Origin of the sequence: Rhodococcus sp. 14-2483-1-2 (genome assembly GCF_002259405.1) — a bacterium.
In the GTDB taxonomy this organism is placed as follows: Bacteria; Actinomycetota; Actinomycetes; order Mycobacteriales; family Mycobacteriaceae; genus Rhodococcoides.
Genome location: NZ_NPFW01000021.1, coordinates 327,685 through 351,337, shown reverse-complemented (window position 1 = coordinate 351,337; position 23,653 = coordinate 327,685). Strand labels below are relative to the sequence as shown.

General features: G+C 65.1%; 21 protein-coding genes and 1 other RNA gene. 15 read left to right on the top strand and 7 right to left on the bottom strand.

Annotation, left to right across the window (positions count from 1 at the left end):
* Window positions 1-3 precede the first annotated feature (3 nt).
* The 3 genes from lipB to CH295_RS20125 are packed head-to-tail and all read left to right on the top strand — an operon-like array spanning window position 4 to window position 2,623.
* A complete protein-coding gene (gene lipB, locus CH295_RS20135) occupies window positions 4-783 on the top strand; it encodes a lipoyl(octanoyl) transferase LipB (RefSeq protein ID WP_037192909.1) in 780 nt (259 codons plus the stop codon).
* A gap of 10 nt (window positions 784-793) precedes the next feature.
* On the top strand, window positions 794-1,807 hold the full coding sequence (gene lipA / locus CH295_RS20130; protein ID WP_170945989.1) for a lipoyl synthase: 1,014 nt from the start codon (window positions 794-796) through the stop codon (window positions 1,805-1,807).
* A gap of 60 nt (window positions 1,808-1,867) precedes the next feature.
* Complete coding sequence (locus tag CH295_RS20125; RefSeq protein WP_037192911.1) at window positions 1,868-2,623, top strand: DUF4191 domain-containing protein; 756 nt, start codon at window positions 1,868-1,870, stop codon at window positions 2,621-2,623.
* Between the two features lie 40 nt (window positions 2,624-2,663).
* Here CH295_RS20125 and CH295_RS20120 read toward each other — a convergent pair whose 3' ends face one another.
* Window positions 2,664-3,128, bottom strand: a complete 465-nt coding sequence (locus tag CH295_RS20120) for an RDD family protein (protein ID WP_037192914.1) — start codon at window positions 3,126-3,128, stop codon at window positions 2,664-2,666.
* Window positions 3,129-3,295: 167 nt separating this feature from the next.
* On the opposite strand from CH295_RS20120, the gene glnA (CH295_RS20115) reads away from it, so the two are divergent.
* The 5 genes from glnA (CH295_RS20115) to CH295_RS20095 all read left to right on the top strand — a co-directional run bounded on the left by glnA (CH295_RS20115) (window position 3,296) and on the right by CH295_RS20095 (window position 8,524).
* Window positions 3,296-4,732: a type I glutamate--ammonia ligase gene (gene glnA / locus CH295_RS20115; protein ID WP_032368128.1), complete on the top strand. Its 1,437-nt coding sequence runs from the start codon at window positions 3,296-3,298 to the stop codon at window positions 4,730-4,732.
* 187 nt (window positions 4,733-4,919) lie between these two features.
* Complete coding sequence (locus CH295_RS20110; RefSeq protein ID WP_037192916.1) at window positions 4,920-5,570, top strand: ABC transporter permease; 651 nt, start codon at window positions 4,920-4,922, stop codon at window positions 5,568-5,570.
* Complete coding sequence (locus CH295_RS20105) at window positions 5,563-6,759, top strand: ABC transporter ATP-binding protein (RefSeq protein ID WP_094741738.1); 1,197 nt, start codon at window positions 5,563-5,565, stop codon at window positions 6,757-6,759. The genes CH295_RS20110 and CH295_RS20105 overlap by 8 nt, the downstream gene beginning before the upstream one ends.
* Entirely contained in the window at window positions 6,756-7,541 is a 786-nt protein-coding gene (locus tag CH295_RS20100) for an ABC transporter permease (protein WP_037192920.1), read from the top strand. The genes CH295_RS20105 and CH295_RS20100 overlap by 4 nt, the downstream gene beginning before the upstream one ends.
* Window positions 7,541-8,524 carry a glycine betaine ABC transporter substrate-binding protein gene (locus CH295_RS20095; protein WP_037192922.1) on the top strand — a complete coding sequence of 328 codons (984 nt, stop codon included), beginning with the start codon at window positions 7,541-7,543 and terminating at the stop codon, window positions 8,522-8,524. Before CH295_RS20100 ends, CH295_RS20095 begins: the two co-directional genes overlap by 1 nt.
* A 12-nt stretch (window positions 8,525-8,536) precedes the next feature.
* Here CH295_RS20095 and CH295_RS20090 read toward each other — a convergent pair whose 3' ends face one another.
* From CH295_RS20090 to CH295_RS20080, 3 genes are all read right to left on the bottom strand, one after another.
* On the bottom strand, window positions 8,537-11,584 hold the full coding sequence (locus tag CH295_RS20090; RefSeq protein WP_094741737.1) for a bifunctional [glutamine synthetase] adenylyltransferase/[glutamine synthetase]-adenylyl-L-tyrosine phosphorylase: 3,048 nt from the start codon (window positions 11,582-11,584) through the stop codon (window positions 8,537-8,539).
* A 129-nt stretch (window positions 11,585-11,713) separates the two neighbouring features.
* Window positions 11,714-13,054, bottom strand: a complete 1,341-nt coding sequence (glnA, locus tag CH295_RS20085) for a type I glutamate--ammonia ligase (RefSeq protein WP_032379097.1) — start codon at window positions 13,052-13,054, stop codon at window positions 11,714-11,716.
* A 102-nt stretch (window positions 13,055-13,156) separates the two neighbouring features.
* Entirely contained in the window at window positions 13,157-14,725 is a 1,569-nt protein-coding gene (locus tag CH295_RS20080) for an alpha/beta hydrolase (protein WP_094635475.1), read from the bottom strand.
* Window positions 14,726-14,805: 80 nt separating this feature from the next.
* Between CH295_RS20080 and CH295_RS20075 the strand changes: the two genes are divergently transcribed.
* The 4 genes from CH295_RS20075 (at window position 14,806) to pip (ending at window position 18,952) form a co-directional block, all read left to right on the top strand.
* On the top strand, window positions 14,806-16,536 hold the full coding sequence (locus tag CH295_RS20075; RefSeq protein WP_094741849.1) for an NAD+ synthase: 1,731 nt from the start codon (window positions 14,806-14,808) through the stop codon (window positions 16,534-16,536).
* A gap of 118 nt (window positions 16,537-16,654) precedes the next feature.
* Window positions 16,655-17,506, top strand: a complete 852-nt coding sequence (panB, locus tag CH295_RS20070; RefSeq protein WP_037192931.1) for a 3-methyl-2-oxobutanoate hydroxymethyltransferase — start codon at window positions 16,655-16,657, stop codon at window positions 17,504-17,506.
* 41 nt (window positions 17,507-17,547) lie between these two features.
* Entirely contained in the window at window positions 17,548-17,994 is a 447-nt protein-coding gene (locus CH295_RS20065) for a hypothetical protein (protein ID WP_052047844.1), read from the top strand.
* A 1-nt stretch (window position 17,995) separates the two neighbouring features.
* A complete protein-coding gene (gene pip, locus CH295_RS20060) occupies window positions 17,996-18,952 on the top strand; it encodes a prolyl aminopeptidase (protein WP_094741736.1) in 957 nt (318 codons plus the stop codon).
* Here the strand turns inward: pip and CH295_RS20055 are convergent.
* The 3 genes from CH295_RS20055 to rnpB all read right to left on the bottom strand — a co-directional run bounded on the left by CH295_RS20055 (window position 18,942) and on the right by rnpB (window position 21,059).
* Entirely contained in the window at window positions 18,942-20,372 is a 1,431-nt protein-coding gene (locus CH295_RS20055) for an RNB domain-containing ribonuclease (protein ID WP_094741735.1), read from the bottom strand. The two genes, pip and CH295_RS20055, sit on opposite strands and share 11 nt — an antisense overlap.
* A 2-nt stretch (window positions 20,373-20,374) precedes the next feature.
* Window positions 20,375-20,557, bottom strand: coding sequence for a hypothetical protein (locus CH295_RS20050; protein WP_037192936.1), 183 nt, complete (start codon window positions 20,555-20,557; stop codon window positions 20,375-20,377).
* Window positions 20,558-20,617: 60 nt separating this feature from the next.
* An RNA gene (gene rnpB, locus CH295_RS20045) (RNase P RNA component class A) lies at window positions 20,618-21,059 on the bottom strand.
* A 63-nt stretch (window positions 21,060-21,122) separates the two neighbouring features.
* Between rnpB and CH295_RS20040 the strand changes: the two genes are divergently transcribed.
* The 3 genes from CH295_RS20040 to CH295_RS20030 all read left to right on the top strand — a co-directional run bounded on the left by CH295_RS20040 (window position 21,123) and on the right by CH295_RS20030 (window position 23,531).
* Complete coding sequence (locus CH295_RS20040; protein ID WP_094741734.1) at window positions 21,123-21,647, top strand: DUF1697 domain-containing protein; 525 nt, start codon at window positions 21,123-21,125, stop codon at window positions 21,645-21,647.
* The gene (locus tag CH295_RS20035) at window positions 21,644-22,894 is read left to right on the top strand and encodes an SLC13 family permease (protein ID WP_094741733.1); all 1,251 of its coding nucleotides are present in this window, start codon (window positions 21,644-21,646) and stop codon (window positions 22,892-22,894) included. Before CH295_RS20040 ends, CH295_RS20035 begins: the two co-directional genes overlap by 4 nt.
* A gap of 400 nt (window positions 22,895-23,294) precedes the next feature.
* Window positions 23,295-23,531, top strand: a complete 237-nt coding sequence (locus CH295_RS20030; RefSeq protein WP_094741732.1) for a DUF2188 domain-containing protein — start codon at window positions 23,295-23,297, stop codon at window positions 23,529-23,531.
* Window positions 23,532-23,653 lie beyond the last annotated feature (122 nt).

The window sequence follows — 23,653 nt, the reverse complement described above, 5'->3', positions numbered from 1 at the left end:
TTCATGAGTGATGCGAACTCTTCGTCGGTCGCCGTGTCGGCACGCGCGAGCTCGGAGCCGGTCGTGGTGCGGGAGTTGGGCACCGTCGAGTACACAGAGGCGTGGGCACTGCAGCGCGAGCTGGCCGGTGCCCGGGCGGACGGTACCGGCTCCGACACGATGCTGCTGCTCGAGCATCCGTCCGTCTACACGGCGGGCAGGCGTACCTCCGAGGAGGACATGCCGCGGGACGGTACCCCCGTTGTCGAGGTCGATCGAGGCGGCAAGATCACCTGGCACGGTCCCGGCCAGTTGGTCGGGTACCCCATCGTCAAGCTCGCGCAGCCCATCGACGTCGTCAGATACGTACGCCGTATCGAAGAAGCTCTGATCTCCGTCGTGTCCGCCTACGGTATCGGCTGCGGGCGCGTCGACGGTAGGTCCGGGGTGTGGCTCGCCGCGCAGCCGAGAGACGGCGTGTGGCTGCCCGAACGCAAGATCGCGGCGATCGGGGTCCGTGTTCAGCGCGGAGTGACGCTGCACGGTTTCTCACTGAACTGCAACGCGGCCATGACCGGTTTCGATGCGATCGTGCCGTGCGGCATCGCCGATGCGGGTGTGACGTCGCTGTCGCTGGAGCTGGGCCGAGACGTCACCGTCGCCGAGGTCACCGCAGCTGTGACCGAGGCCGTTCTGGCCGCGCTCGACGGGTCGATGCCCGTGCAGGATCACGAGATCGAGCATCCGGCGCTCACGGAGGCGTCGATCAACCCGCAGTTCACGACGGTTCGCTTCGGCGCGTAGCATCGAAGCTGTGACTGTGGCCCCAGAAGGACGCAAGCTGCTCCGCCTCGAGATCCGAAACGCGGAGACCCCCATCGAACGCAAACCCAACTGGATCAAGACCAAAGCCAAGATGGGCCCGGAATACACCGAGCTCAAGGGTCTTGTGAAGCGTGAGGGTCTGCACACGGTGTGCGAGGAAGCCGGCTGCCCCAATATCTACGAATGCTGGGAAGATCGCGAAGCGACCTTCCTCATCGGCGGTGAGCAGTGCACCCGCCGTTGCGATTTCTGTCAGATCGACACCGGCAAGCCGGAGGATCTCGATCGAGACGAGCCGCGCCGGGTGGCCGAGAGCGTGCAGGCCATGGGTCTGCGCTACTCCACGATCACCGGAGTCGCTCGGGACGATCTGGAGGACGGCGGCGCGTGGTTGTACGCCGAGACGGTTCGGTACATCAAGAAGCTGAATCCGAACACCGGCGTCGAGCTGCTCATCCCGGACTTCAATGCCAAGCCCGATCAGTTGGCCGAGGTCTTCTCGTCACGGCCCGAGGTGTTGGCTCACAACGTCGAGACGGTGCCGCGCATCTTCAAGCGCATCCGTCCCGCCTTCCGGTACCAGCGGTCGATGGACGTCATCACCGCAGCCCGCGACGACGGTCTGGTCACCAAGTCCAACCTGATCCTCGGCATGGGTGAGACCCCGGAAGAGGTGCAGGAAGCCATTCGCGACCTGCACGAGGCCGGATGCGACATCCTGACCATCACCCAGTACCTGCGCCCGTCGCCGCGCCACCATCCGGTCGAGCGTTGGGTCAAGCCGGAGGAGTTCGTCGAGCACTCCGATTACGCGACCGAAATCGGCTTTGCCGGTGTGTTGGCCGGGCCGTTGGTCCGCTCCTCCTACCGAGCCGGACGCCTCTACGCACAGGCCATGGCACATCACGGCCGCCAGCTTCCCGAGAGCATGAGCCACCTGACCGACGGTGGCGAAGCGTCACAGGAGGCCAGTTCGCTGATGGCACGACTGGCTGCTCGCTGATCCTCGCCTCAACCCGGCGCGGTGCGAGTGAGCGCCGGCACAGGACGTATCCTGTGAGGTATGGCGAACGGCAGTAAGGCTGGCAAAGCAGCAAAGCCCAGCAAGGAAGCAAAAGCGGCTGCCAAGGCAGCGCGCAAGCAGGCATCGAGGGAACGGCGCAAGCAGCTCTGGCAGGCGTTTCAGATGCAGCGCAAGGACGACAAGGTTCTCCTTCCGCTGATGATCGGCGCGGTGGTCGGGCTGGGGCTCCTCGGATTCCTCATCGGCCTGGCCTTCGATTTCCAGTGGTTCCTGCTCCCCATCGGACTGCTCCTGGGCGTCCTGGTCGCGTTCATAATCTTCGGACGCCGCGTGCAGAAGTCGGTGTACAAGAAGGCCGACGGTCAGGCCGGCGCGGCCGCGTGGGCCCTGGACAATCTGCAGGGATCGTGGCGGGTGACCAACGCAATCGCCGGAACCACCCATCTGGACGCGGTGCATCGCGTCATCGGCAAGCCCGGTGTCATTCTCGTGGCCGAGGGTGCACCGCATCGCGTGAAGTCACTGTTGGCTCAGGAGAAGAAGAAGACCGCCCGCCTGGTGGGCGACACTCCGATCTACGACATCATCGTCGGCAACGAAGAGAACCAGATTCCGCTCTCGGGTCTGCAGAAGTATCTGTCCAAGTTGCCGAAGAACATCGACGGCAAGCGCATGGACACCATCGAGTCGCGGCTCTCCGCATTGGGCACCAAGGGGGGCCCGGCGATGCCGAAGGGACCCATTCCCGGCGGAGCCAAGATGAAGGGCGTTCAGCGCACCATGAAGCGCCGCTAGCCTCTCACGATCACTCGGACAGCCCTGGTGCGACGACCCCTCAGCGGGCCCGCAGCAGGGCTGTTCCCGTTGCGCGGTCGTGCATGCCTCGGCCGTCCATGTCCGTGACGACGGCCGGGACGACGAACAGCAGAATCAACTGGCGCACCAGCGCGCGCACGAAGCCGACCCGCGCCTGCGCGTCGATGCGTGCCACCTGAATACCGACGATGAACTGGCCAGGGGTGAACGAGAACAGCGAGACGCTCACCAGTCCGACGCCGAACCACACGGCGAGCACGATCGTCGAGATCAGTCCGCTCGTGGTGTAACCACCGAGAATCAGCGACGCCACGCCGGTGGCCATCGTCCAATCCAGCACCAGCGCGAGGATTCGACGTCCCGTGCCGGCCAGCGCGCCGACGCCCTGCTTCGGAAGGCCCAACTCCTCCCCGCGGAAGTTCTGGGGTTCACGCGGGTTCGCGGCCGCCGGTCCGGACAACCAGGACCCTGTCATTCGTGCCATGATTTCCAGGATAGGCGCGGACGGGCACACGGGAAAACACGCGGACGTACTGTTGTTCGTGCCACTCGTGAACCAGGACGCGTAACACGGGCGAAACACGAGCTTGACGGGCGGGCAACACCAAGTCCATACCGTCAGGTCGACGGACTCAACAAAGGAGCAAAAGCGTGGCGTTTTCCACGGCCCAAGAGGTCATCAAGTTCATCGCGGATGAAGGAATCGAATACGTCGACATCCGGTTCACGGATCTGCCGGGTGCACAGCAGCACTTCTCGATCGCCGCCAAGGCGTTCACGGCGGACACACTGGAAGACGGCCTTGCGTTCGACGGCTCGTCCGTCCGCGGCTTCCAGTCCATTCACGAGTCCGACATGATCCTGCTTCCGGACTACGCCACCGCTCAGGTCGATCCCTTCCGCAATGCCAAGACGCTGAACATCGACTTCTTCGTTCACGATCCGTTCACGCGTGAGGCCTACAGCCGCGACCCGCGCAACGTCGCACGTAAGGCCGAGGAGTACTTGGCCAGCACCGGCATCGCCGACACCGCGTACTTCGGTGCCGAGGCCGAGTTCTACATCTTCGATTCCGTGCGCTTCGATTCGCAGGCGAACGGCGCGTTCTACGAGGTCGATTCGTCCTCGGGTTGGTGGAACACCGGAGCCGAGACCGAGGCCGACGGCAGCCCGAACCTCGGCTACAAGGTGCGCTTCAAGGGTGGCTACTTCCCCGTCGCTCCGTACGACCACTACGTCGACCTGCGCGACCAGATCTCGACCAACCTGCAGAACGCGGGCTTCGAGCTCGAGCGTGCGCACCACGAGGTCGGCACCGGCGGCCAGCAGGAGATCAACTACAAGTTCAACACGCTGCTTCGCGCAGCGGACGACCTGCAGCTGTTCAAGTACATCGTCAAGAACACCGCGTGGCAGAACGGCAAGTCGGCAACATTCATGCCGAAGCCGCTCTTCGGCGACAACGGCTCGGGTATGCACGTCCACCAGTCGCTGTGGAAGGACGGCAAGCCTCTCTTCCACGACGAGGCCGGATACGCCGGACTGTCGGATCTCGCACGCCACTACATCGGCGGCATCCTGCACCACGCGCCGTCGCTGTTGGCGTTCACCAACCCGACGATCAACTCGTACCACCGCTTGGTGCCGGGCTACGAGGCCCCCATCAACTTGGTCTACAGCCAGCGCAACCGCTCCGCCGCGGTTCGTATCCCGATCACCGGCAACAACCCCAAGGCCAAGCGCCTCGAGTTCCGTGCGCCGGACTCCTCGGGTAACCCCTACCTGAACTTCGCCGCTCAGATGATGGCAGGTCTGGACGGAATCAAGAACAAGATCGAACCGATGGCTCCGGTCGACAAGGACCTCTACGAGTTGCCGCCCGAGGAAGCCAAGAACATTCCTCAGGCACCTACCTCGCTGAATGCCGTGATCGACCGGCTCGAGGCCGATCACGACTACCTCACCGAGGGTGGCGTGTTCACCACCGACCTGATCGAGACCTGGATCTCGCTCAAGCGCGAACAGGAAATCGCTCCGGTGAACCTGCGTCCGCACCCGTACGAGTTCTCGCTGTACTACGACGTGTGATCGTCTGATTTCTCACCGACAACGCCCGGCCGAATCTTTTCGGCCGGGCGTTGTCGCGTTCTCGATTGTTTCCGTTCGGCGTCGTTTCGGGCAAGCGACAAAAGAATTCGTACCGGTCGGAGTTTGATAGTCGGTACGCGGGGTAAAGGTATTTATCCGCTACCGGCGAACAGAGGACGACAACTGCATGGATGCACTGTGGGAATTCATCGTCGGACGGCGAAGGCAACTGGCGATCGACTCCTATCTGCACGTCTCGGCGGTCGTGCAGTGCGTCGTCATCGCCACCGTCATCGGGGTCGCAATCGGAGTTCTCGTCTACCGCAGCCCCGCTGGGTCGGCGATCGCGACGGCGCTCGCGAGCACGATCCTGACGATCCCCTCGTTCGCGCTGCTGGGTGTTCTCATCCCCATCATGGGATTGGGCGTGCGGCCCACGGTGACCGCGTTGGTCCTCTATTCCCTGCTGCCCATCATCCGCAACACCGTGGTCGGGCTGGCGGCAGTCGATCCGGCCGTCGCCGACGCCGCCCGCGGTATCGGCATGAGTCGCACGCTGGTGCTGCGACGCATCGAAATCCCTCTCGCCTGGCCGTCGATTCTCACCGGGATGAGGATCAGCACGCAGATGGCCATGGGCATCCTGGCCATCGCTGCGTATGCGAAGGGCCCTGGCCTGGGCAACCTGTTGTTTTCCGGGCTCGCACGCGTAGGCAGCCCAACGGCCCTACCGCAGGCCCTCACCGGCACTGTCCTGATCGTCCTGCTGGCGTTGATCCTGGACGGGATCTACGTGTTGATCGGCAAACTGACCACCTCGAGGGGTATCCGTGAGTGACTCGACCCGTACATCGAACGTCTCCGGCGCGGAAATCGTGCTCGAGAACGTGACCAAGAGCTACCCGGGCCAGAAGCTCGCGGCGGTGGACAACGTGTCCATGACGATTCCCGCCGGCGAGGTCGTCGTTCTGGTCGGGCCCTCGGGCTGCGGCAAGACGACGACGATGCGCATGATCAACCGGCTGATCGAGCCGACGTCGGGCCGCATCACCATCGGCGGCAAGGATGCGCTCTCGATCGACCCCAACGAGTTGCGTCGCACCATCGGCTACTCCATTCAGCAGGCGGGTCTGTTCCCGCACATGACGATCGCGCAGAACGTCGGCATGGTGCCCGGGCTCATCGGGTGGAACAAGAAGCGCATCGACGATCGCACCGACGAGATGCTCGATCTCGTCGGGCTCGATCCGGGGGTGTACCGGCAGCGCTATCCGCGTCAGCTCTCGGGTGGCCAGCAGCAGCGTGTCGGCGTCGCCCGCGCTCTCGCCGCCGATCCCCCGGTGTTGCTGATGGACGAGCCCTTCGGCGCGGTCGATCCGATCACCCGAGGACTGCTGCAGGACGAGTTGATGCGGCTGCAGGCGGAACTGGGCAAGACCATCGTGTTCGTGACCCACGACTTCGACGAGGCCGTGAAACTCGGCGACCGGATCGCCGTTCTGGGCAACCAGTCGACCATCCTCCAGTACGACACTCCGGAGGCCGTTCTCGCCAACCCCGCAGACGACACCGTCGCCGGTTTCGTCGGTGCCGGAGCGGCATTGAAGCAGTTGACCTTGATGCGGGTACGCGACATCGAACTGTCCGACGTGCCGGTTTTCGGCGAGGACGATTCGGTGGAGACGATGAACACCGCTCTGGGCTCCGATCCCGAGGCGTGGGGAATCATCCTCGACGCACGGAAGCGCCCGCTCCGCTGGACCGATCGACGCCACCTCGTCGGAGTGGGGAGCCTGCGCGACGTCGGTGTGCCGATGGGTGAGATGGTCTCGACGCAATCCACCCTGCAGGACGCACTGGAAGCGCTGCTGTCCGAGGGCAACGCGACGGCCACAGTGACCGGCAACCGCGGCGAGTACGTCGGCACCGTGACGATCGACGTACTGATCGACACCATCAAATCCCTGCGGTCTCAGCACGCGAACGATCACGACGAGGCGCGCAGCGACGTCGGGACGCCGTCGTGACCACACTCGCCGATACCGGAGACGACACGAAAGACACCGCGCGAGCCGCCAAGCGCGCCGAGCGACTACGGCTTCTCATCCAGCCGGTCGTCGTTCTCGTCATCGTGGCGGCGCTGCTGGTCTACACGTTCAGCCGGGACCTCACCGCCACCCAGTCGGGCACCCTGAACGCCGGCAGCATCACCACCGCCGTCCGCGAGCACGTGGCGATCACGTTCGTCGTGACGGCACTCGTACTCGCCATCTCGGTACCGCTCGGGATTCTGCTGACGCGGCCCGGGTATCGAAAACTGGCACCGCTGTTCATCGGTATCGCCAACATCGGTCAGGCAGCGCCGGCAGTCGGATTGCTCGTTCTGTTGTTCCTGGCCACCGGATGGACCGGATTCACTGCGGGCGTTCTGCCCATCGCGTTCTACTCGCTGCTTCCGGTGCTGCGGAACACCATGTTGGGCTTCCAGACAGTCGATCCCAACTACATCGATGCCGCACGCGGACAGGGCATGTCGAACATGGGCATCCTGCGGCGCATCGAGTTTCCCCTCGCGGTTCCGTTCATTCTCGCCGGTCTGCGTACCTCACTCGTGTTGGCCGTGGGCACCGCGACGCTGAGCTTCCTCGTCGGAGCGGGCGGTCTGGGCGTGTTGATCGATACCGGCTACAAGCTCAACCAACCGATCATCCTGGTGGTGGGAGCGGTTCTTGCCGTCGCTCTCGCACTTCTGGTCGATTGGCTGGGCGCACTTGCCGAGGCATTCCTCGGACCGAAAGGACTCCGCTGATGCGGCGCACCACTCGACGACTCGCGGCCCTGTGCGCTGCGGCAACACTGGCGCTCTCGGGATGCGGACTGCAATCCGGCGGTGCCATGCCGTTGTCGGTCGAACCGGGAAGCATCACCCCGCTCCCCGGCCTCGAAGGTGCCCAGTTCACCGTCGGTTCCAAGGACTTCACCGAGCAGATCATCCTCGGCTACATCCTCGAATTCGCGTTGAGCGCGGCCGGTGCCGACGTTCGTGACCTGACCAACATCGCCGGCTCGCAGAGCGTGCGGCTGGCCATGCAGAGCGGCCAGGTGGACGTTGCCTACGAGTACACCGGCACCGGCTGGATCAACTTCCTGGGCAACGAAACCCCCATTCCCGACGCCACCGAGCAGTTCGAGGCCGTGCGCGACGCGGACAAGGCCAACGGCATCGACTGGGTCAACCCGGCACCGATGGACAACACGTATGCGTTGGCCATGAATCAGCAGGTTGCACAGGAGACCGGGGTGCGCACCCTGTCCGACTACGCCGCTCTTGTGAACCGCGACCCCGCCGCAGGCGCACTGTGTGTGGAGACCGAATTCAACAGTCGCCAGGACGGATTGCCCGGGCTCGCCGCCACGTACGGGTTCGACGCGAGCACGTTGCCGGTGCAGATTCTGCAGACCGGCGTCATCTATCAGGCCACGGCCGAGGGCGCGCAGTGCAGGTTCGGTGAGGTGTTCACCACCGACGGAAGAATCAAGGGCCTGAATCTGACCGTCGTCGAAGACGACAAGTCGTTCTTCCCGCGCTACAACGCCACGGTCATCATCCGCCAGGAGGTTGCCGATCAGTACCCCGAGATCGCCGAGGTGACCGCGCCGATCTCGGCTGCGTTGACCAACGAGGCCATTTCCGAGCTGAACAAGCAGGTCGACATCGACGGGCGCGAGCCTGCGGACGTCGCACGGGACTGGATGGTTCAGCAGGGGTTCGTCACCGTCGGCAGTGATTAGAGACAGACGGGACTAGTTCCCGCCGAAGGTCCGCTCCACCACTGCCTTTGCCCGACGCGTCACGCGCAGGTAGTTGTCGAGGAACGCTCCGGCGTCGCCGTTCTCCCAGCCCGCCACCTGTGCGACTGCGGAGAGCACAGCTCCCGGTGCAGGCAGCTGATCGGTCGGCTTACCACGGACCAGTACCAGTGCGTTGCGCGCCTTCGTCGCCAGGATCCATGCCTCCCTGAGCAATTCGACATCGGTTTCGCTCATCAGCTCGGCCGCACCGATGGCATCGAGTGACTGCAGGGTCGAGGTGTTGTGCAGCGTCAGGACTTTGTGCGCGTACCTGAGCTGAATGAGCTGAACGGTCCACTCGATGTCTGCCAGTCCGCCACGTCCGAGCTTGGTGTGGGTGGAGGGGTCGGCCCCCTTGGGCAGACGCTCGGAGTCGATGCGCGCCTTGATGCGTCGAATCTCGCGGACCGCGTCGGCGGACACGCCGCCCTCGGGGTAGCGCACCTTGTCGGCCATGAGCAGGAATCGGATTCCGAGATCCTGGTCTCCGGCGACCTGATGTGCGCGCAGCAGCGCCTGCACTTCCCAGGCCTGTGCCCACTGCGAGTAGTACGCGGCGTAGGACGCCAGGGTGCGCACCACCGGGCCGTTGCGGCCTTCGGGCCGCAGACCCGTGTCGACCTCGAGGGGTGGGTCTGTGCTGGGCGCACCGAGCAGCTTCCGGATACGGTCGGCAATGGTGTTGGCCCACTTGACCGCAACGGTCTCGTCGACTCCGTCCACCGGATCGCAGACGAACAGTACGTCCGCGTCGCTGCCGTAGCCGAGCTCACCGCCGCCGAGCCGTCCCATGCCGATGACGGCGAGAGTTGCCGGAGCCGGTTCGCCGCGCTCGATCTCGCTGGCCCGAATGGCAGCTGCCAGAGCGGCATTGATGACGGCGGCCCAGACCGAGGACAGCGCGCGGCACACCTGAGGCACATCGAGCATTCCCAGAATGTCCGCCGAGGCCACCCGCGCCAGTTCGTGGCGTCGTAATGCCCTGGCCGCGTTGATGGCTCGCACCGGGTCCTCGTACCGAGCCGAGGACGACAGGATGGCGCGGTACGTCTCTTCCGGCTCGACGTCGAGCAGTCGCGGGCCGGTCGGTCCATCGGCGAACAACCGAATGACTTCCGGGGCCTTGATCAGCAGGTCCGGTACGTAGGCCGAGGAGCCGAGCACGATCATCAGCCGTTGTGCCACAGCGCCTTCGTCGCGCAGCACGCGCAGAAACCACGTCTGCTCCCCCGCCGATTCGGACAGTCTGCGGTAGTTGAGCAGTCCGGCGTCGGGATCGGGGGTGTCGGCAAGCCATTCGAGCAGCGTCGGAAGCAACACGGCCTGAATCTGACCGCGGCGGGTACCCGATCCGACGAGCGCACGCAGGTGGCCCAACGCGTTCTGCGGGGTCGCGTAGCCGAGTGCGGCGAGCTGTCGCGTCGCGGCGTCGGGGGTCAGACGCACTGTCTCGGAGTCGAACTTGACCACCGAGTCGAGCAACGGCCGGTAGAAGAGCTTTGCGTGCAACCGCCTGATGCGCTGCGCGTTGCGTTTGATCTCGGCGTTGAGCACGCCGAGGGCGTCGCGGTTGCCGTCGGGTCGCATGTGCGCCGAACGAGCGAGCCACCGCAGGGCTTCCTCGTCGTCCTGAGGAGGCAGGGTGTGTGTGCGACGCATCCGCTGCATCTGCAGGCGGTGCTCGATCAGCCGAAGAAACTCGTAGGAGGCCGTCAGGTTCGCAGCGTCGTCGCGGCCGACGTAGCCGCCCTCGGTGAGTGCGGTCAGTGCGTCGGTCGTGCCGAGTACGCGCAACGACTCGTCGGTGCGACCGTGCACCAATTGCAGGAGCTGGACGGCGAATTCGACGTCCCGCAGGCTGCCGCGTCCGAGTTTGATCTCGCGCTCGCGGAGCTCCGGCGGCACCATCTCCTCGACTCGACGCCGCATGGCGCGCACCTCGGGCACGAAATCCTCGCGCTGGCTGGCCAACCACACCATCGGGTTGACCGCGTCGACGTAGTCGTTGCCGAGCGCGATGTCGCCGGTCATGGGGCGAGCTTTGAGCAACGCCTGGAACTCCCAGGTCTTGGCCCAGCGCTTGTAGTAGGCGACGTGCGAATCCAGGGTGCGGACCAGCTCGCCGCGCTTGCCCTCGGGCCGCAGTGCCGCGTCCACCTCGAAGAACGCCGAGGATCCGATGCGCATCATCTCACCGGCGATGCGGCTCGCTTGCGAGTCGGCGGGCTCGGCGACGAACACGACATCGACGTCGGAGACGTAATTGAGTTCGCGCGCACCGCATTTGCCCATCGCGACAACGGCCAGACGCGTCGGACACGGAGCGTCAGGGCACACGGTGGCCACGGCAACGGCCAGCGCAGCAGTGAGCGCAGCGTCGGCCATGTCGGACAGTTGCGAACCGACCACCGTGTACGGCAGGACGGGTTCGTTCTCGACGGTCGCGGCAAGGTCGTATGCCGCCAGCACCATGATCTGGTCGCGGTACTTCTTGCGCAGCGCGATCACGGCGGGCGGCCCGATGACGGACGCGCGATACAGGTCGGGTGCGGCATTGGGGCCGGTCTCGGGCTCGGCCCCGACGGCCTCGAGCAGTTCCGCAACCAGGGTGGCCTTGGTGGGGAGCTCGATCTTGGCCGAGACCCCGCTGCTCTGACCCGCCTTGGTCAGCAGCAGACGCCAGGTGCTGCCGTCGGCTACCAGGTGATCGGCGAGCGCACTCGACGCACCGACGAGGCCGAGGATGCGCCCGCGGAATCCCTTGTCGGTGCGTAGTGCCGAGTCGAACTCCGTCCACCCGGCACCGAGCAGTTCGTACATCCGCACCAGGGTGCGCAGAGCGAGGTCGGCGTTGGGCGCACGGGAGAGTGACCACAGCAGCTCGAGGCTTTCCTCCCCCGTCCAGCCGAGGGTGCGCAGGTCGGACGGCGCAGTTTCTTCGACGAGGCCGAGACGGCCCGGTCCGGGAACGACGGATCTGGAGGTCGGAGGACGCACCATCAGAATCCACCTCGGGGTGCCACAGAATTACCTCGTCGTCAGTACACAGCGGCGCGAGGGTGCTCGCGTCGGCATCGGAACTACCATTGAAGGATCGACTAGAACGTAGCCCATGACGACGCCGTGCTGTTAAAGACCCAGGTAGGCCTTCAGCTCGTACGGCGTGACGTGGCTGCGGTATTCCTCCCACTCGCGACGCTTGTTGCGGAGGAAGAAGTCGAAGACGTGCTCGCCCAGTGCTTCGGCGACCAGTTCGGAGCCTTCCATCGCGTTCAGTGCCTGATCGAGGTTGCCCGGCAGTTCCTTGTAGCCCATGGCGCGACGCTCCGCGGAGGTCAGCGCCCACACGTCTTCCTCGGCCTCGGGCGGCAGGGTGTAGCCCTTCTCGATTCCGCGCAGACCAGCAGCGAGCAGCACCGCGAACGCCAGGTACGGGTTGCAGGCCGAGTCGGGGCTCCGGATCTCGACGCGACGCGAGGATGCCTTGTTCGGGGTGTACATCGGCACGCGGATCAGTGCCGAGCGGTTCGCCGGTCCCCACGACGCTGCGGTCGGTGCTTCGCCGCCGCGCACGAGCCGCTTGTAGGAGTTGACCCACTGGTTGGTCACGGCGCTGATCTCGTTGGCGTGTTCGAGGATGCCGGCGATGAACGACTTGCCGGTCTCCGAGAGCTGCATCGGGTCGTCCGGGTTGTGGAACGCGTTGGCGTCGCCCTCGAACAGGCTCATGTGCGTGTGCATCGCCGAACCGGCCTGATCGCTGAACGGCTTGGGCATGAACGTCGCGCGCACACCCTCTTCGATGGCGACTTCCTTGACCACGTAGCGGAAGGTCATGATGTTGTCGGCCATCGACAGTGCGTCGGCGTAGCGGAGGTCGATCTCCTGCTGGCCGGGTGCGGCCTCGTGGTGGCTGAACTCGACCGAGATTCCCATCGACTCGAGCGCGTCGATGGCGTGCCTGCGGAAGTTCGGGGCCGAGTCGTGTACGGCCTGGTCGAAGTAACCGCCGTTGTCGGCCGGGGTCGGCGGTGAGCCGTCCTGCGGGGCGTCCTTGAGCAGGAAGAATTCGATCTCGGGGTGCACGTAGCAGCTGAACCCGAGGTCCGCGGCCTTGCTCAACTGGCGACGCAGCACGTGGCGTGAGTCGGCCCAGGACGGCGAGCCGTCGGGCATAGCGATGTCGCAGAACATCCGCGCCGAGTGCTGGTGCCCCTTGCTGGTGGACCACGGCAGAATCTGGAACGTCGACGGATCGGGCTTGGCCACGGTGTCGGCCTCGGACACGCGGGCGAATCCTTCGATGGCGCTACCGTCGAAACCGATTCCCTCGTCGAATGCCCCTTCGAGCTCGGCGGGGGCGATCGCCACCGACTTGAGGTACCCGAGGACGTCGGTGAACCAGAGGCGGACGAAACGAATGTCGCGCTCTTCGAGGGTCCGGAGCACGAATTCCTTTTGACGATCCATGAACGCGAGAGTAAGCAAACGGAGTTAAATCTGTGTTACATCGTGAATTCGGTCTCACTTCGTGAAACTCTCAGCACTCTTCCCAGGTCGTGAGGTAGCACGTCAGCACCGCAATCCGTCCCCCGGCGGAACCAGATCGACGAGGTAGTTCACCAACGGATCGTCGATGCACTCGACCCCCGAGAAGGCGACCGTGTGCTGGGTGCCCTCGTAGGTCACCAGATCGCCGCGCAGCTGAGCGGCCAACTCCACACCTGCCTGGTAGGGCGTGGCCGGATCGTTGGTCGTCGAGACCACCACCAACGTCGGCAGTCCCTCGACGTCGACGATGTGCGGATCGCTCGTGTTCGGCACCGGCCAGAAAGCACACAGATCGAGCGGCGCATTGCCCGTCGCCCGGCCGTCGTCCAGATACGGCGCGGCGGCACGGAACCTGACGTCTGCCTCGTCGGCCGCTGCGCGATCGGTGGTCGGCGGGCCGTCGACGCACCGAACGGCGTTGAACGCGTCGTCGATGTTGGTGTAGCTGCCGTCCTCGAGCCGTCCGGAGTAGGTGTCGGCCAGCCGGAGCAGGGTGTCGCCCCTGCCGTCGCGCAGTTCGTTCAATCCGGCTCGCAGCAGACGCCACAGCTGCTGTGAGTACAGCGCCTGCTGCGTACCGGTGATCGCGTCGTCGTAGCTGAGACCGCGGGGATCGGTCGTCTCGGCCGCCCGGTCGATCAGCGGTTCCACCAGCGATCGGAACTGCTCGACGGCCTGCGCGGGATCGGTTCCGAGCGGGCAGGTGTCGGTCTGTGCGCAGTCCGCCGCGAACTGATCGAACGCGGTCTGGAACGCCGCACCCTGGGCGACGGCCTCGTCGACGGGTGACTGGTCCGGATCGAGCGCACCGTCGAGCACCATCGCGCGCACGTTCGACGGGAACTCCTCGGCGTACGCGGTCCCGATCCGGGTGCCGTACGAGTAACCGATGTAGGTCATCTTCTCGTCCCCGAGAACTGCGCGGATGACGTCCATGTCGCGCACCACTTCCCGGGTGCCGACGTGCTCGAGCACGTCCGCCCCGGTGCGCTCGACGCACTGCGCGGCGTAGTCCCGATGTTCGGCCTCGGTCGCCGCGATGCCCTCGGGGCTGACGTCCACGTCTGGTTCGCTACGTTCCTGGTCGACTTCGTCGGATGTCAGGCACCGCACCTCCGGCTCGGATGCTCCGATACCGCGTGGGTCGAAGCCGATCCGATCGAAGCGCTCTGCGATCGCGGTGCCTTCGGCCTGCCCGGCGAGGTAGAGCCCCGACGAGCCGGGCCCGCCCGGGTTCATCAGTACCGATCCGATCTTCTCGCCCGTTGCCTTCGTCCGCGAGATGGCGACCTCGATCGTCGTGCCCTCGGGGTCGGCGTAGTCCAACGGCACTGTCACCATCGCGCATTCGACAGCACTTCCGAGTTCGCTGCCGTCGGTGTTGTACCGGTCGCAGGATTCCCACTCCGGAGTCTGGGTGTAGAACGCTTCGAGCCCCGAGGGGATCGGACCGACGGCCGATGCCGACGACGAACTGTCGGGCGCGGCGGAGTTCTCGGGAGTGGCTGTCGGCTCCGAGTTCGAGCAGCCGACGGCCAACACGGCGACCGTGGACAGTGCCACGGCCGTGCTCCTGGTGCGCGTTCTCATGGCACGATCGTGCCAGGTCTTTCGGGCGCTCCGCTCCCGCTGCCCGGCGGGGACGTCGTCCGAGCACTAGCGTGGGCGCAGTGCAGGCACTTCGACTCGCCCTGGCCCAGATCAACTCCGTCGTCGGCGATCTCGCAGCGAATTCAGCCGCGATCGTCGAGTGGACGGTCCGCGCAGCTCACGACGGTGCCAACGTGGTGGTGTTTCCCGAGATGGCGCTGACGGGATATCCCGTCGAAGATCTGGCTCTGCGGCCGTCGTTCGCCGCCGCATCGGCTCACGCCCTCACCGAATTGGCGACCGCCTTGGACAGTGCCGGGTGCGGCGACCGCATCGTGGTGGTCGGCTACCTCGATCGCGACGCCGAGGGCTCGCGGAACAGCGCGGCGGTCATCGCCGACGGACGGGTGACGACTCGATACGACAAGCACTCGCTCCCCACCTACCGAGTGTTCGACGAGGCCCGCTACTTCGCTCCGGGATCCGGCCTGAGTATCACGACGGTGAACGGCCTGCGGCTCGGTGTCGTTGTCTGCGAGGACATCTGGCAACCGGGCGGGTCCGTGCCCGCCTATGCCGCGGCCGGGGTCGACATGTTGCTCTGCCTCAATGCCAGTCCCTTCGAGCAGGGCAAGGACGAGGTGCGGCGCTCCATCGCCCTGCGACGGGCCACCGAGATCGGCGCTCCGATCGCCTACGTGAACGTCGTCGGCGGACAGGACGAGCTGGTGTTCGACGGGGCGAGCTTCGTCGTCGGGCCGGACGGTTCGATGTGGGGCCGCTCCCCTCAATTCGTCGAGCATCTGCTGATCGTCGACGTCGATGCCCCGACGACACCACATCCGGATGCCGCCGAGGTACCCGGCTGGACCATCGATCGGGTGACGCTCCCCGACGTCGCGGTCACCGGCTGGCAACGAGCCGAGCCGTCCCTCGCAGACATCGCGAGCACCGAGGAACAGGTGTGGGGCGCACTGGTGACCGGACTACGAGAATATGTGCACAAGAACGGTTTTCGTTCGGTGGCTCTCGGATTGTCCGGTGGTATCGATTCGGCAGTGGTCGCCGCCATCGCCGTCGACGCCTTGGGCCACGATGCGGTACACGGAGTGTCGATGCCCTCGACGTACTCGTCGGATCACTCCCGCACCGACGCAGAGGATTTCGCGTCGCGCACCGGTATCCATTTCCGTACCGAACCGATTGCTGACATGGTGGCCTGTTACGTCGACCAGCTGCATCTGACCGGCTTGGCCGAGGAGAACATCCAGGCCCGCTGCCGGGGCATGGTGTTGATGGCACTGTCGAACAGCTTCGGCCATCTGGTGCTGGCCACCGGCAACAAATCCGAACTGGCCGTTGGCTATTCGACGATATACGGGGATGCCGTCGGCGGCTTCGCGCCGATCAAGGACGTGCCGAAGTCGCTCGTGTGGGATCTGGCGCGCTGGCGAAACAAGTCCGCTGCCGACCGTGGGGACGTCCCTCCCATCCCCGAGTCGAGCATCGACAAGCCTCCGTCCGCCGAGCTTCGGCCGGGCCAACTGGATACCGACTCGTTGCCCGACTACGACGAACTGGACGCCATCGTGTTTCGCTACGTCGACCACGATCAAGGCTTCGCGGACATCGTGGCGGCCGGGTTCGACGCGGCGGTGGTCGCGGACATTCTCCGCAAGGTCGACGCGTCGGAGTACAAGCGGCGTCAATATCCGATCGGCACCAAGGTCACCTCTCGTGCGTTCGGACGTGACCGCCGCATGCCGATCACCAATGGCTGGCGGGACTACTCGACGCTCGAAGGGGCGTGACCAATTGCACTGCCCGTAGCGCTCCGGCAGGTCGCGCGCAGTGGCAGACTTGCCCACGTCATCACACCCCATCCCGGGGACCCGCCGAGCGGGCCTCGAGGACCAGAAAGGGACAAATATGTCCGAAACTGCTGTGTACGGCGGATCTGCTCAGGAAGCATCATCCACCGCGTTGACCCGCAAGACCCGCACCCACCACCTTCTTCAGATGAAGGCCGACGGTGAGCGCTGGGGAATGCTCACCGCCTACGACTACTCCAGCGCTCGCATCTTCGAGGAAGCCGGAGTTCCTGTTCTGCTCGTCGGCGATTCGGCGGCCAACGTCGTCTACGGCTACGACACCACCGTGCCGATCACCGTCGACGAACTCCTTCCGCTGGTCCGCGGAGTGGTCCGCGGCGCACCGCACGCCCTCGTCGTCGCAGATCTGCCGTTCGGCACCTACGAGGCCTCCCCGCAGCAGGCACTCGAAACCGCCGTTCGGTTCATGAAGGAAGGGCTCGCGGGCGCAGTGAAGCTCGAGGGCGGCGAGCGCGTGGCCGCTCAGATCGCCGCGATCACTGCCGCAGGCATCCCGGTGATGGCTCACGTCGGCTTCACCCCGCAGAGCGTCAACACGTTGGGTGGATTCCGCGTGCAGGGTCGCGGAGACGCGTCCGAACAGCTGGTGGCCGATGCCATCGCAGTCCAGGAGGCGGGAGCATTCGCCGTCGTCATGGAGATGGTTCCGGCCGACATCGCCGGCCAGGTGACCCGCAAGCTGACCATTCCGACGGTCGGTATCGGCGCGGGCAACGAATGCGACGCGCAGGTTCTGGTGTGGCAGGACATGGCCGGATACACCAATGGCAAGACCGCCAAGTTCGTGAAGAAGTTCGCCGACGTCGGCGATTCACTGCGCACCGCGGCAACCACGTACCTGTCCGAGGTGCGATCGGGAGTCTTCCCCGGGCCCGAGCACAGCTACTGACCGTCCTCGCCTCGTCCAGGTTCGGGTGGCACACTCGGACCATGAAACTCAGACGGGGTTCGATCTCCATTCTCGGCAGAGGCGCAGTCGGCTTGGCAGGCGCGGCTGCGCTTCTCGTCGTGGCAACTGCATGCAGCACCGACACCAGCAACACCGGTTCGTCGTCCACCACGACGGTCGCACCGACCACCACGGTCACCGCACCGCCTGCGGACGCAGTGATCACCGATGCCCAGAAGCAGCAGCTGTGCACCGATCTCGAGGCGCAGCTGTCCAATTGGCGCGTTCAGGGGCCCACTCTGGGCCGCGGCGGGCTGAACATCCTGGTGCAGACCTGGGCGGCGCAGAGCGGCGTCATCAACCTGCAGGTGGTGCAGAACCGAGCGATCGTCGACGACATCACGACGGAAACGTGCTCGGACGTACGAGACGAGGCCATCCGATCTCTCGACATTCCGGACCTCGCGTCCGGTCTGGTTGGCTTCTAGGATGCGGACCCTCTACCCCGAGATCGCGCCTGTCGAGACCGGGCACCTCGACGTGGGCGACGGCCAACAGATCTACTGGGAGGTATCGGGCAACCCCGATGGTGCGCCCGTGGTGTTCGTGCACGGCGGTCCGGGCGGTGCCACCAATCCGTTGCAGCGCAGATATTTCGACCCGCAGGCCTATCGAATCGTGTTGTTCGATCAGCGAGGCTGCGGGCAGTCGACCCCGCACATCGCCGACGGTGCCGATCTGTCGGTCAACACCACCGACCGATTGATCTCGGACATGGAGACGCTCCGGGAGCACCTGGGTATCGACACGTGGTTGGTGTTCGGCGGTTCGTGGGGCTCGACGCTGTCCCTGGCCTACGCGCAGTCGCACCGTGATCGCGTCCGGGGGCTGATACTACGGGGGATATTCCTGGTGCGGCCGTCGGAGATCGACTGGTACTACGGCGGCGGGGCAGGCCACATCTTTCCCGACCTGTGGGACAAATTTCTCGAACCCATTCCGGAGGACGAGCGCGACGGCAATCTCGTCGAGGCGTATCACCGGCAGCTGATGTCCGAGGACCACGAAGCCGCGACGCGAGCAGCGGTGGCCTGGTCGACCTGGGAAGCGGCAACGAGTTACCTGCTACCCAAACCGGATGCGGTGCAGAACAACTCGGATGCGCGGTTCGCCCTGGCATTCGCTGGTATCGAGAACCACTACTTCCGCAACAACTGCTTTCTCGAAGAGAATCAACTGCTGCGTGACGCCCCTCTGCTCGACGGCATTCCTGGTGTCATCGTGCAGGGCCGTTACGACGTCGTGTGCCCGGCCACGAGCGCGTGGGCGCTGCACAAGGCCTGGCCTTCGGCCGATCTGGTGATCGTCGACGATGCCGGCCATTCTGCGGCCGAGCCCGGCATCGTGCATCACCTCGTCGAGGCCACGGATCGTTTCAGGCCGTGACGGCCTCGTAGTCGAATCGGACTGTGCGCGAGTCGGTGTCGGCCCGGGTCAACCGGACCTTCACCGACTCCCCCGCGGGCGGTTCCCCGTCGCACTTTCCCAGAACGATCGGCTGTGACACCAACACCTCGGCATCCCGCTTGCCCTCCGCGCCACGCAGTACGACAGCCGAGAACTGCTCGCCCACTCGATCTTTCAGTACGTGCGCTTCGGTGAGGTCGATGCAGGCGCGGTCAACTTTCGACGCTGCGGAATCCGATCCACGCATGATGGCGGGCAGTTCCGGCAATGCCTGCGCCGCCCAGTCCGGTACCGGCGCTCCGGCTACGACCGCCAGGCACACCTCGGTGGCGAAGCGATCGGACAGCCGACGCAGTGGTGCCGTCACGTGCGCGTACGGCGCGCCGATTCCCGAATGCTCGACCGAAGTGTCACTGTCCACAGGGTTGGTCGTGCGGTCGAACGCGAGGTAGTCCGCGCCGCGCAGCAAACCGGTCGCCTGGGTCATCATCGCCAGCGTCGACGGCTCGTCGGTGGGCAGGCCGGCCAGCACAGACCCGGCGGATGCTCCTGCGGGCCAGTCGATTCCGAGTGCCACTGCCGTTTTCTTCAGTGTGTCCACGGATTCGGACGAGGCAGGCGGGAGGGTGCGCACGATACCGATTCCGGCGTCGAGCATGATTCTGGCGGCGCACATTCCCGTCAGCAGCGATACGTCGGCGTTCCACCCGTCCACTGCGGTGCGTGGTTGCAGGACGATGCGCCAGCCCTGTCCGTCGGGCACCACTTCCTGCTCGGGCAAGGTGATGTCGACGGCTCCGCGCCGTCTGGCCGCGGCTGCGCGCTGTGCCCCGAATTCGGCCAGCGCCGCGATGGACGGATGCGGTGTTCCCGCGTCCACATCGGCTTGCACCGAGGCGTAGTCGAGCCGGGCGGTCGATCGAACGAGCGCCCGGGTGACCGTCCACGCGGCCGCCTCACCGACGTCGTCGAGTTCGATGGTCCACAGCGCGGCGCAACGAGTCTGCCCCTCCAGCAGGCTGCCCGAACCCTCCGACAGCTCCCGTGGATGCAACGGCACGGATCCGTCGGGGAGGTAGAACGTCTGGCCGCGTCGACGGGTTTCGGTGTCGAGCGCTCCCCCGGGCGTCACCAGTGCGCCCACGTCGGCGATCGCGTAGTGCACCGCCAACCCGTTGGACGTCTTCTCGATGTGTACGGCTTGGTCGAGGTCTTTCGAGCCGGGTGGGTCGATGGTGACGAACGGGATGTCGGAGCGGTCGATTCTGCTGTCGGCGTGCAGGTCTCGGGCTTCGATCGCTTCACGCATCACGTCTGCTTCGAAAGCGTCGGTGAGTGCGAACTCGGATCTGATGGCCTCGAAGTCGAAGCCCGGAGCCCTGAGCCGAGTGAGCAGCACCGTCAGTTGTTCCAGTCGTCGTCGGAATCGGCGGCCTTGTTGCGCGCCGCGGCGATCTTCAGCGCCTGCTCCGCGGTGGCCTTGTCCGGATACGGGCCCATACGGTCGAGGGCGTTGGTCTGCTTGCCCTGTACGACCTGCTTGGTGTTGATGTCGTAGTACCAGGAGGTGTCGTCGTCGGTCATGACTTCCAGTGTGCCCCATGGAACGACGCCGCAGGAGAACTGCGGGAGAAATAATGAGTGCGAACGAGTCGGCCTGTAAGCCGGATCCTGTCTGCCGTTCCTGCTTTCGCAGGTTCGACTTCGACGACCATCCATCTGGGCACACCGTTGCCGGGTACCTCGAGCAGTCCACCCGCAGGCTCGGGCGAGCAGCCCTCGAGCACCTGCGCAGCTGCACCGCTTGAACGGTGCAGCCTTCGACCTTGCTCCGGGCGGGGTTTACCTAGCCATCCCAGTCACCTGGGATGCTGGTGCGCTCTTACCGCACCGTTTCACCCTGACCTGCAGTTCGACTCCGAAGAACCGATCCGCAGGCGGTCTGTTTTCTGTGGCACTGTCCCGCGAGTCACCTCGGGTTGCCGTTAACAACCGCCCTGCTCTGTGGAGTCCGGACTTTCCTCGGCCCGAAGCGCGACGACACTCGTTCGCCTGTCCTCCGAGCCGCAGCCGTCCGGCCAACTCGTTCGCAGTTGCGTACTCTACTCGGCGCTCCGCGCTCTCCGGGAACCGAACTACATTTCCTTCCATGAGCGAATGGGTCGTGTTGCTGCGCGGCATCAACGTCGGTGGCATCAACATCAAGATGGCCGATCTCCGCGTGGCTCTGACAGCGGCCGGCTTCACCGATGTCCGCACTGTCCTCGCGACCGGCAACGTCCTGCTGAGCTCCTCACTGAGCGTCGCCGCGTTGAAGACGGAGGTGGAGAGCGCGCTGGCTCAGACGTTCGGCTACCAGGCCTGGGTTGTCGTCCTGGACGTGCCGACCCTTCGAGCGATAGTGGAGTCCTACCCGTTCGACGCCGAACGGGAGGGCTGGCATCCTTATGTGGTGTTCGGTAACGACGACAGACATTTGACCGAATTGTCCGCTCTTGCAGGAGAACTCGACCCCGAGCTCGAAAGGATCGCCGAGGGCAACAGCGTGCTCTACTGGGAGGTGCGCAAGGGCAACACCACCGACAGTACGTTCGGGAAAGCCACGGCCAAAGCGAAGTACAAGGCCACGACCACCACTCGAAACGTTCGGACTCTCGTGAAGATTCTCGCGTGACCGTTCTCGCTGCGGCATTGGTCGCCGCCGTTCTCGTCTTCGCCATCGTTCGTCCGCGCGGTCTCCCCGAGATCGTCGCTGCTCTTCCAGCGGCAGCAGTCGTTCTTCTCGTCGGCCTCGTCAGCCTCGACGCTGCACGCGAGCAAGTACTCGAACTCGCGCCGACCGTGGTCTTTCTGGCGTTCATTCTGATTCTGGCGCACCTCTCGGACGCACTCGGCGTGTTCACCTGGATAGCGGCGAAGCTACGACGAGGCGCGAAGGGCAGCCCACGCAGACTACTGACTCTCGTGTTCGCAGCGGCGGCGTCGACCACGGCAGTCCTCAGTCTCGACGCCACCGTGGTTCTCCTGACGCCGGCCATCATCGGTGCTGCGCGGATTCTGAGAATGTCGCCGCGTCCACACAGTTACGCCACTGCGCATCTGTCCAATTCGGCATCGACGCTGCTGCCGGTATCGAACCTGACCAACCTTCTCGCATTCGCCGCGACCGGTCTGACCTTCCTGCACTTCACTGCCTTGATGGCCCTACCGTGGATCTTCGCGGTCGTCATCGAGCTGGCGGTATTCCTGATCTTCTTCCGCAAGGATCTGAGCCGCACTGCCGCACCGCCGGAGAACTCCACCCAGCAGAGCGCCGACGACGTCCCCGCACCGCGGACCACGCTCGCCATCCTCGCCGCGACACTCGTCGGCTTTGCAGTGGCGGGACTGTTCCACATCGAACCGTTCTGGGTGGCCGCGGTGGGATCGGTGGCATTGGCCATCCCCGCACTCCGGGGCCGCCACACCAGTGCTCGCGCCATTCTGCGCGGTGCCGATCTACCGTTCTGCGGCTTCGTCTTTCTGCTCGGCATCGTCGTTCTCGGCGTCACGACAGGGCCGATCGGCGACTGGCTGGCGCGAATCCTGCCGTCCGACACCACGTTCGCGTCGCTCCTGGCAGCCGCAGCCATCGCGGCGGTGGCGTCGAACATCGTCAACAACCTGCCTGCGACGCTGCTGCTACTGGCCGCCTTCGGAGCCGACGCTCCCCCGGCGTTGCTGTTGGCCATGGTGATCGGCGTGAACCTCGGACCCAACCTGACCTACGTCGGCTCGCTGGCAATCATGCTGTGGCGACGCGTCGCATCGGCCAACGACGAGCCGGCAGACCTGAGGACGTTCACTGTGCTCGGCGTCATCACCACTCCGCTGACCATCGTGGGTGCGGTGGCGGGCCTGTGGCTTGCGCTGCAGATCTAGGCCTTCGGCGCGGCTTTGGAGGACGACGGGATGTCCACGGCGGAGTAGTCAATCGGATGGCTTTACAACCGGTGGAAGCCAGTTGGGTGATCAAGCACACACATCGAATGAGACTTGCGTCATATTGAAATGCCTGACTTAGCTAGGGCCGGCAAGGCCGTGACCAGCGAATACCAAGCATGTTGTTCGCAACATCTCGTGTTGTAGGGGTATGTCGGACCCCAGGTGTAGTGTTTTCGAAAGACCGACAGCCCCGGACCAAATCCGGGGAATCGGACTGGTGCGGAGCTAGTCGGTATCTGAACTTTGGCGGGTTCGATTCCAACGTAGCCCTCTCCAATCATCCGGTGCAACCGAGTGCCGGATGTGTCCGATTGGTCTGCAATAAGGAGGTCGCCTCATGGCACCTAACCGACGGCACATCGTGCCAAATCCGCAGAGTGGCTGGGACGTAAAGGCCCCGGGCGCGAAGCGAGCCAGTGTCCACACCGACACCCAGGCCGAAGCGCAGGCTGCGGCACGCCGCATTCTGCACAACGCTGGAGGTGGCGAACTGGTCACTCACAACGTGCAGGGGCAGATTCGCGCCGCCGACACTGTTGCTCCCGGCAACGACCCAACCTCCTCGAAGGGCTGAGGGCGTTGGCAACGCGGCGCATCACCATCCGGCCTGGTGAAAAGAAGACCGTGAAGGTTCCGGGTCCGATCCGTCGGATCACGGTCAAACCGGCCAAAAGGTAGAGCGGTGATTGCACCTCG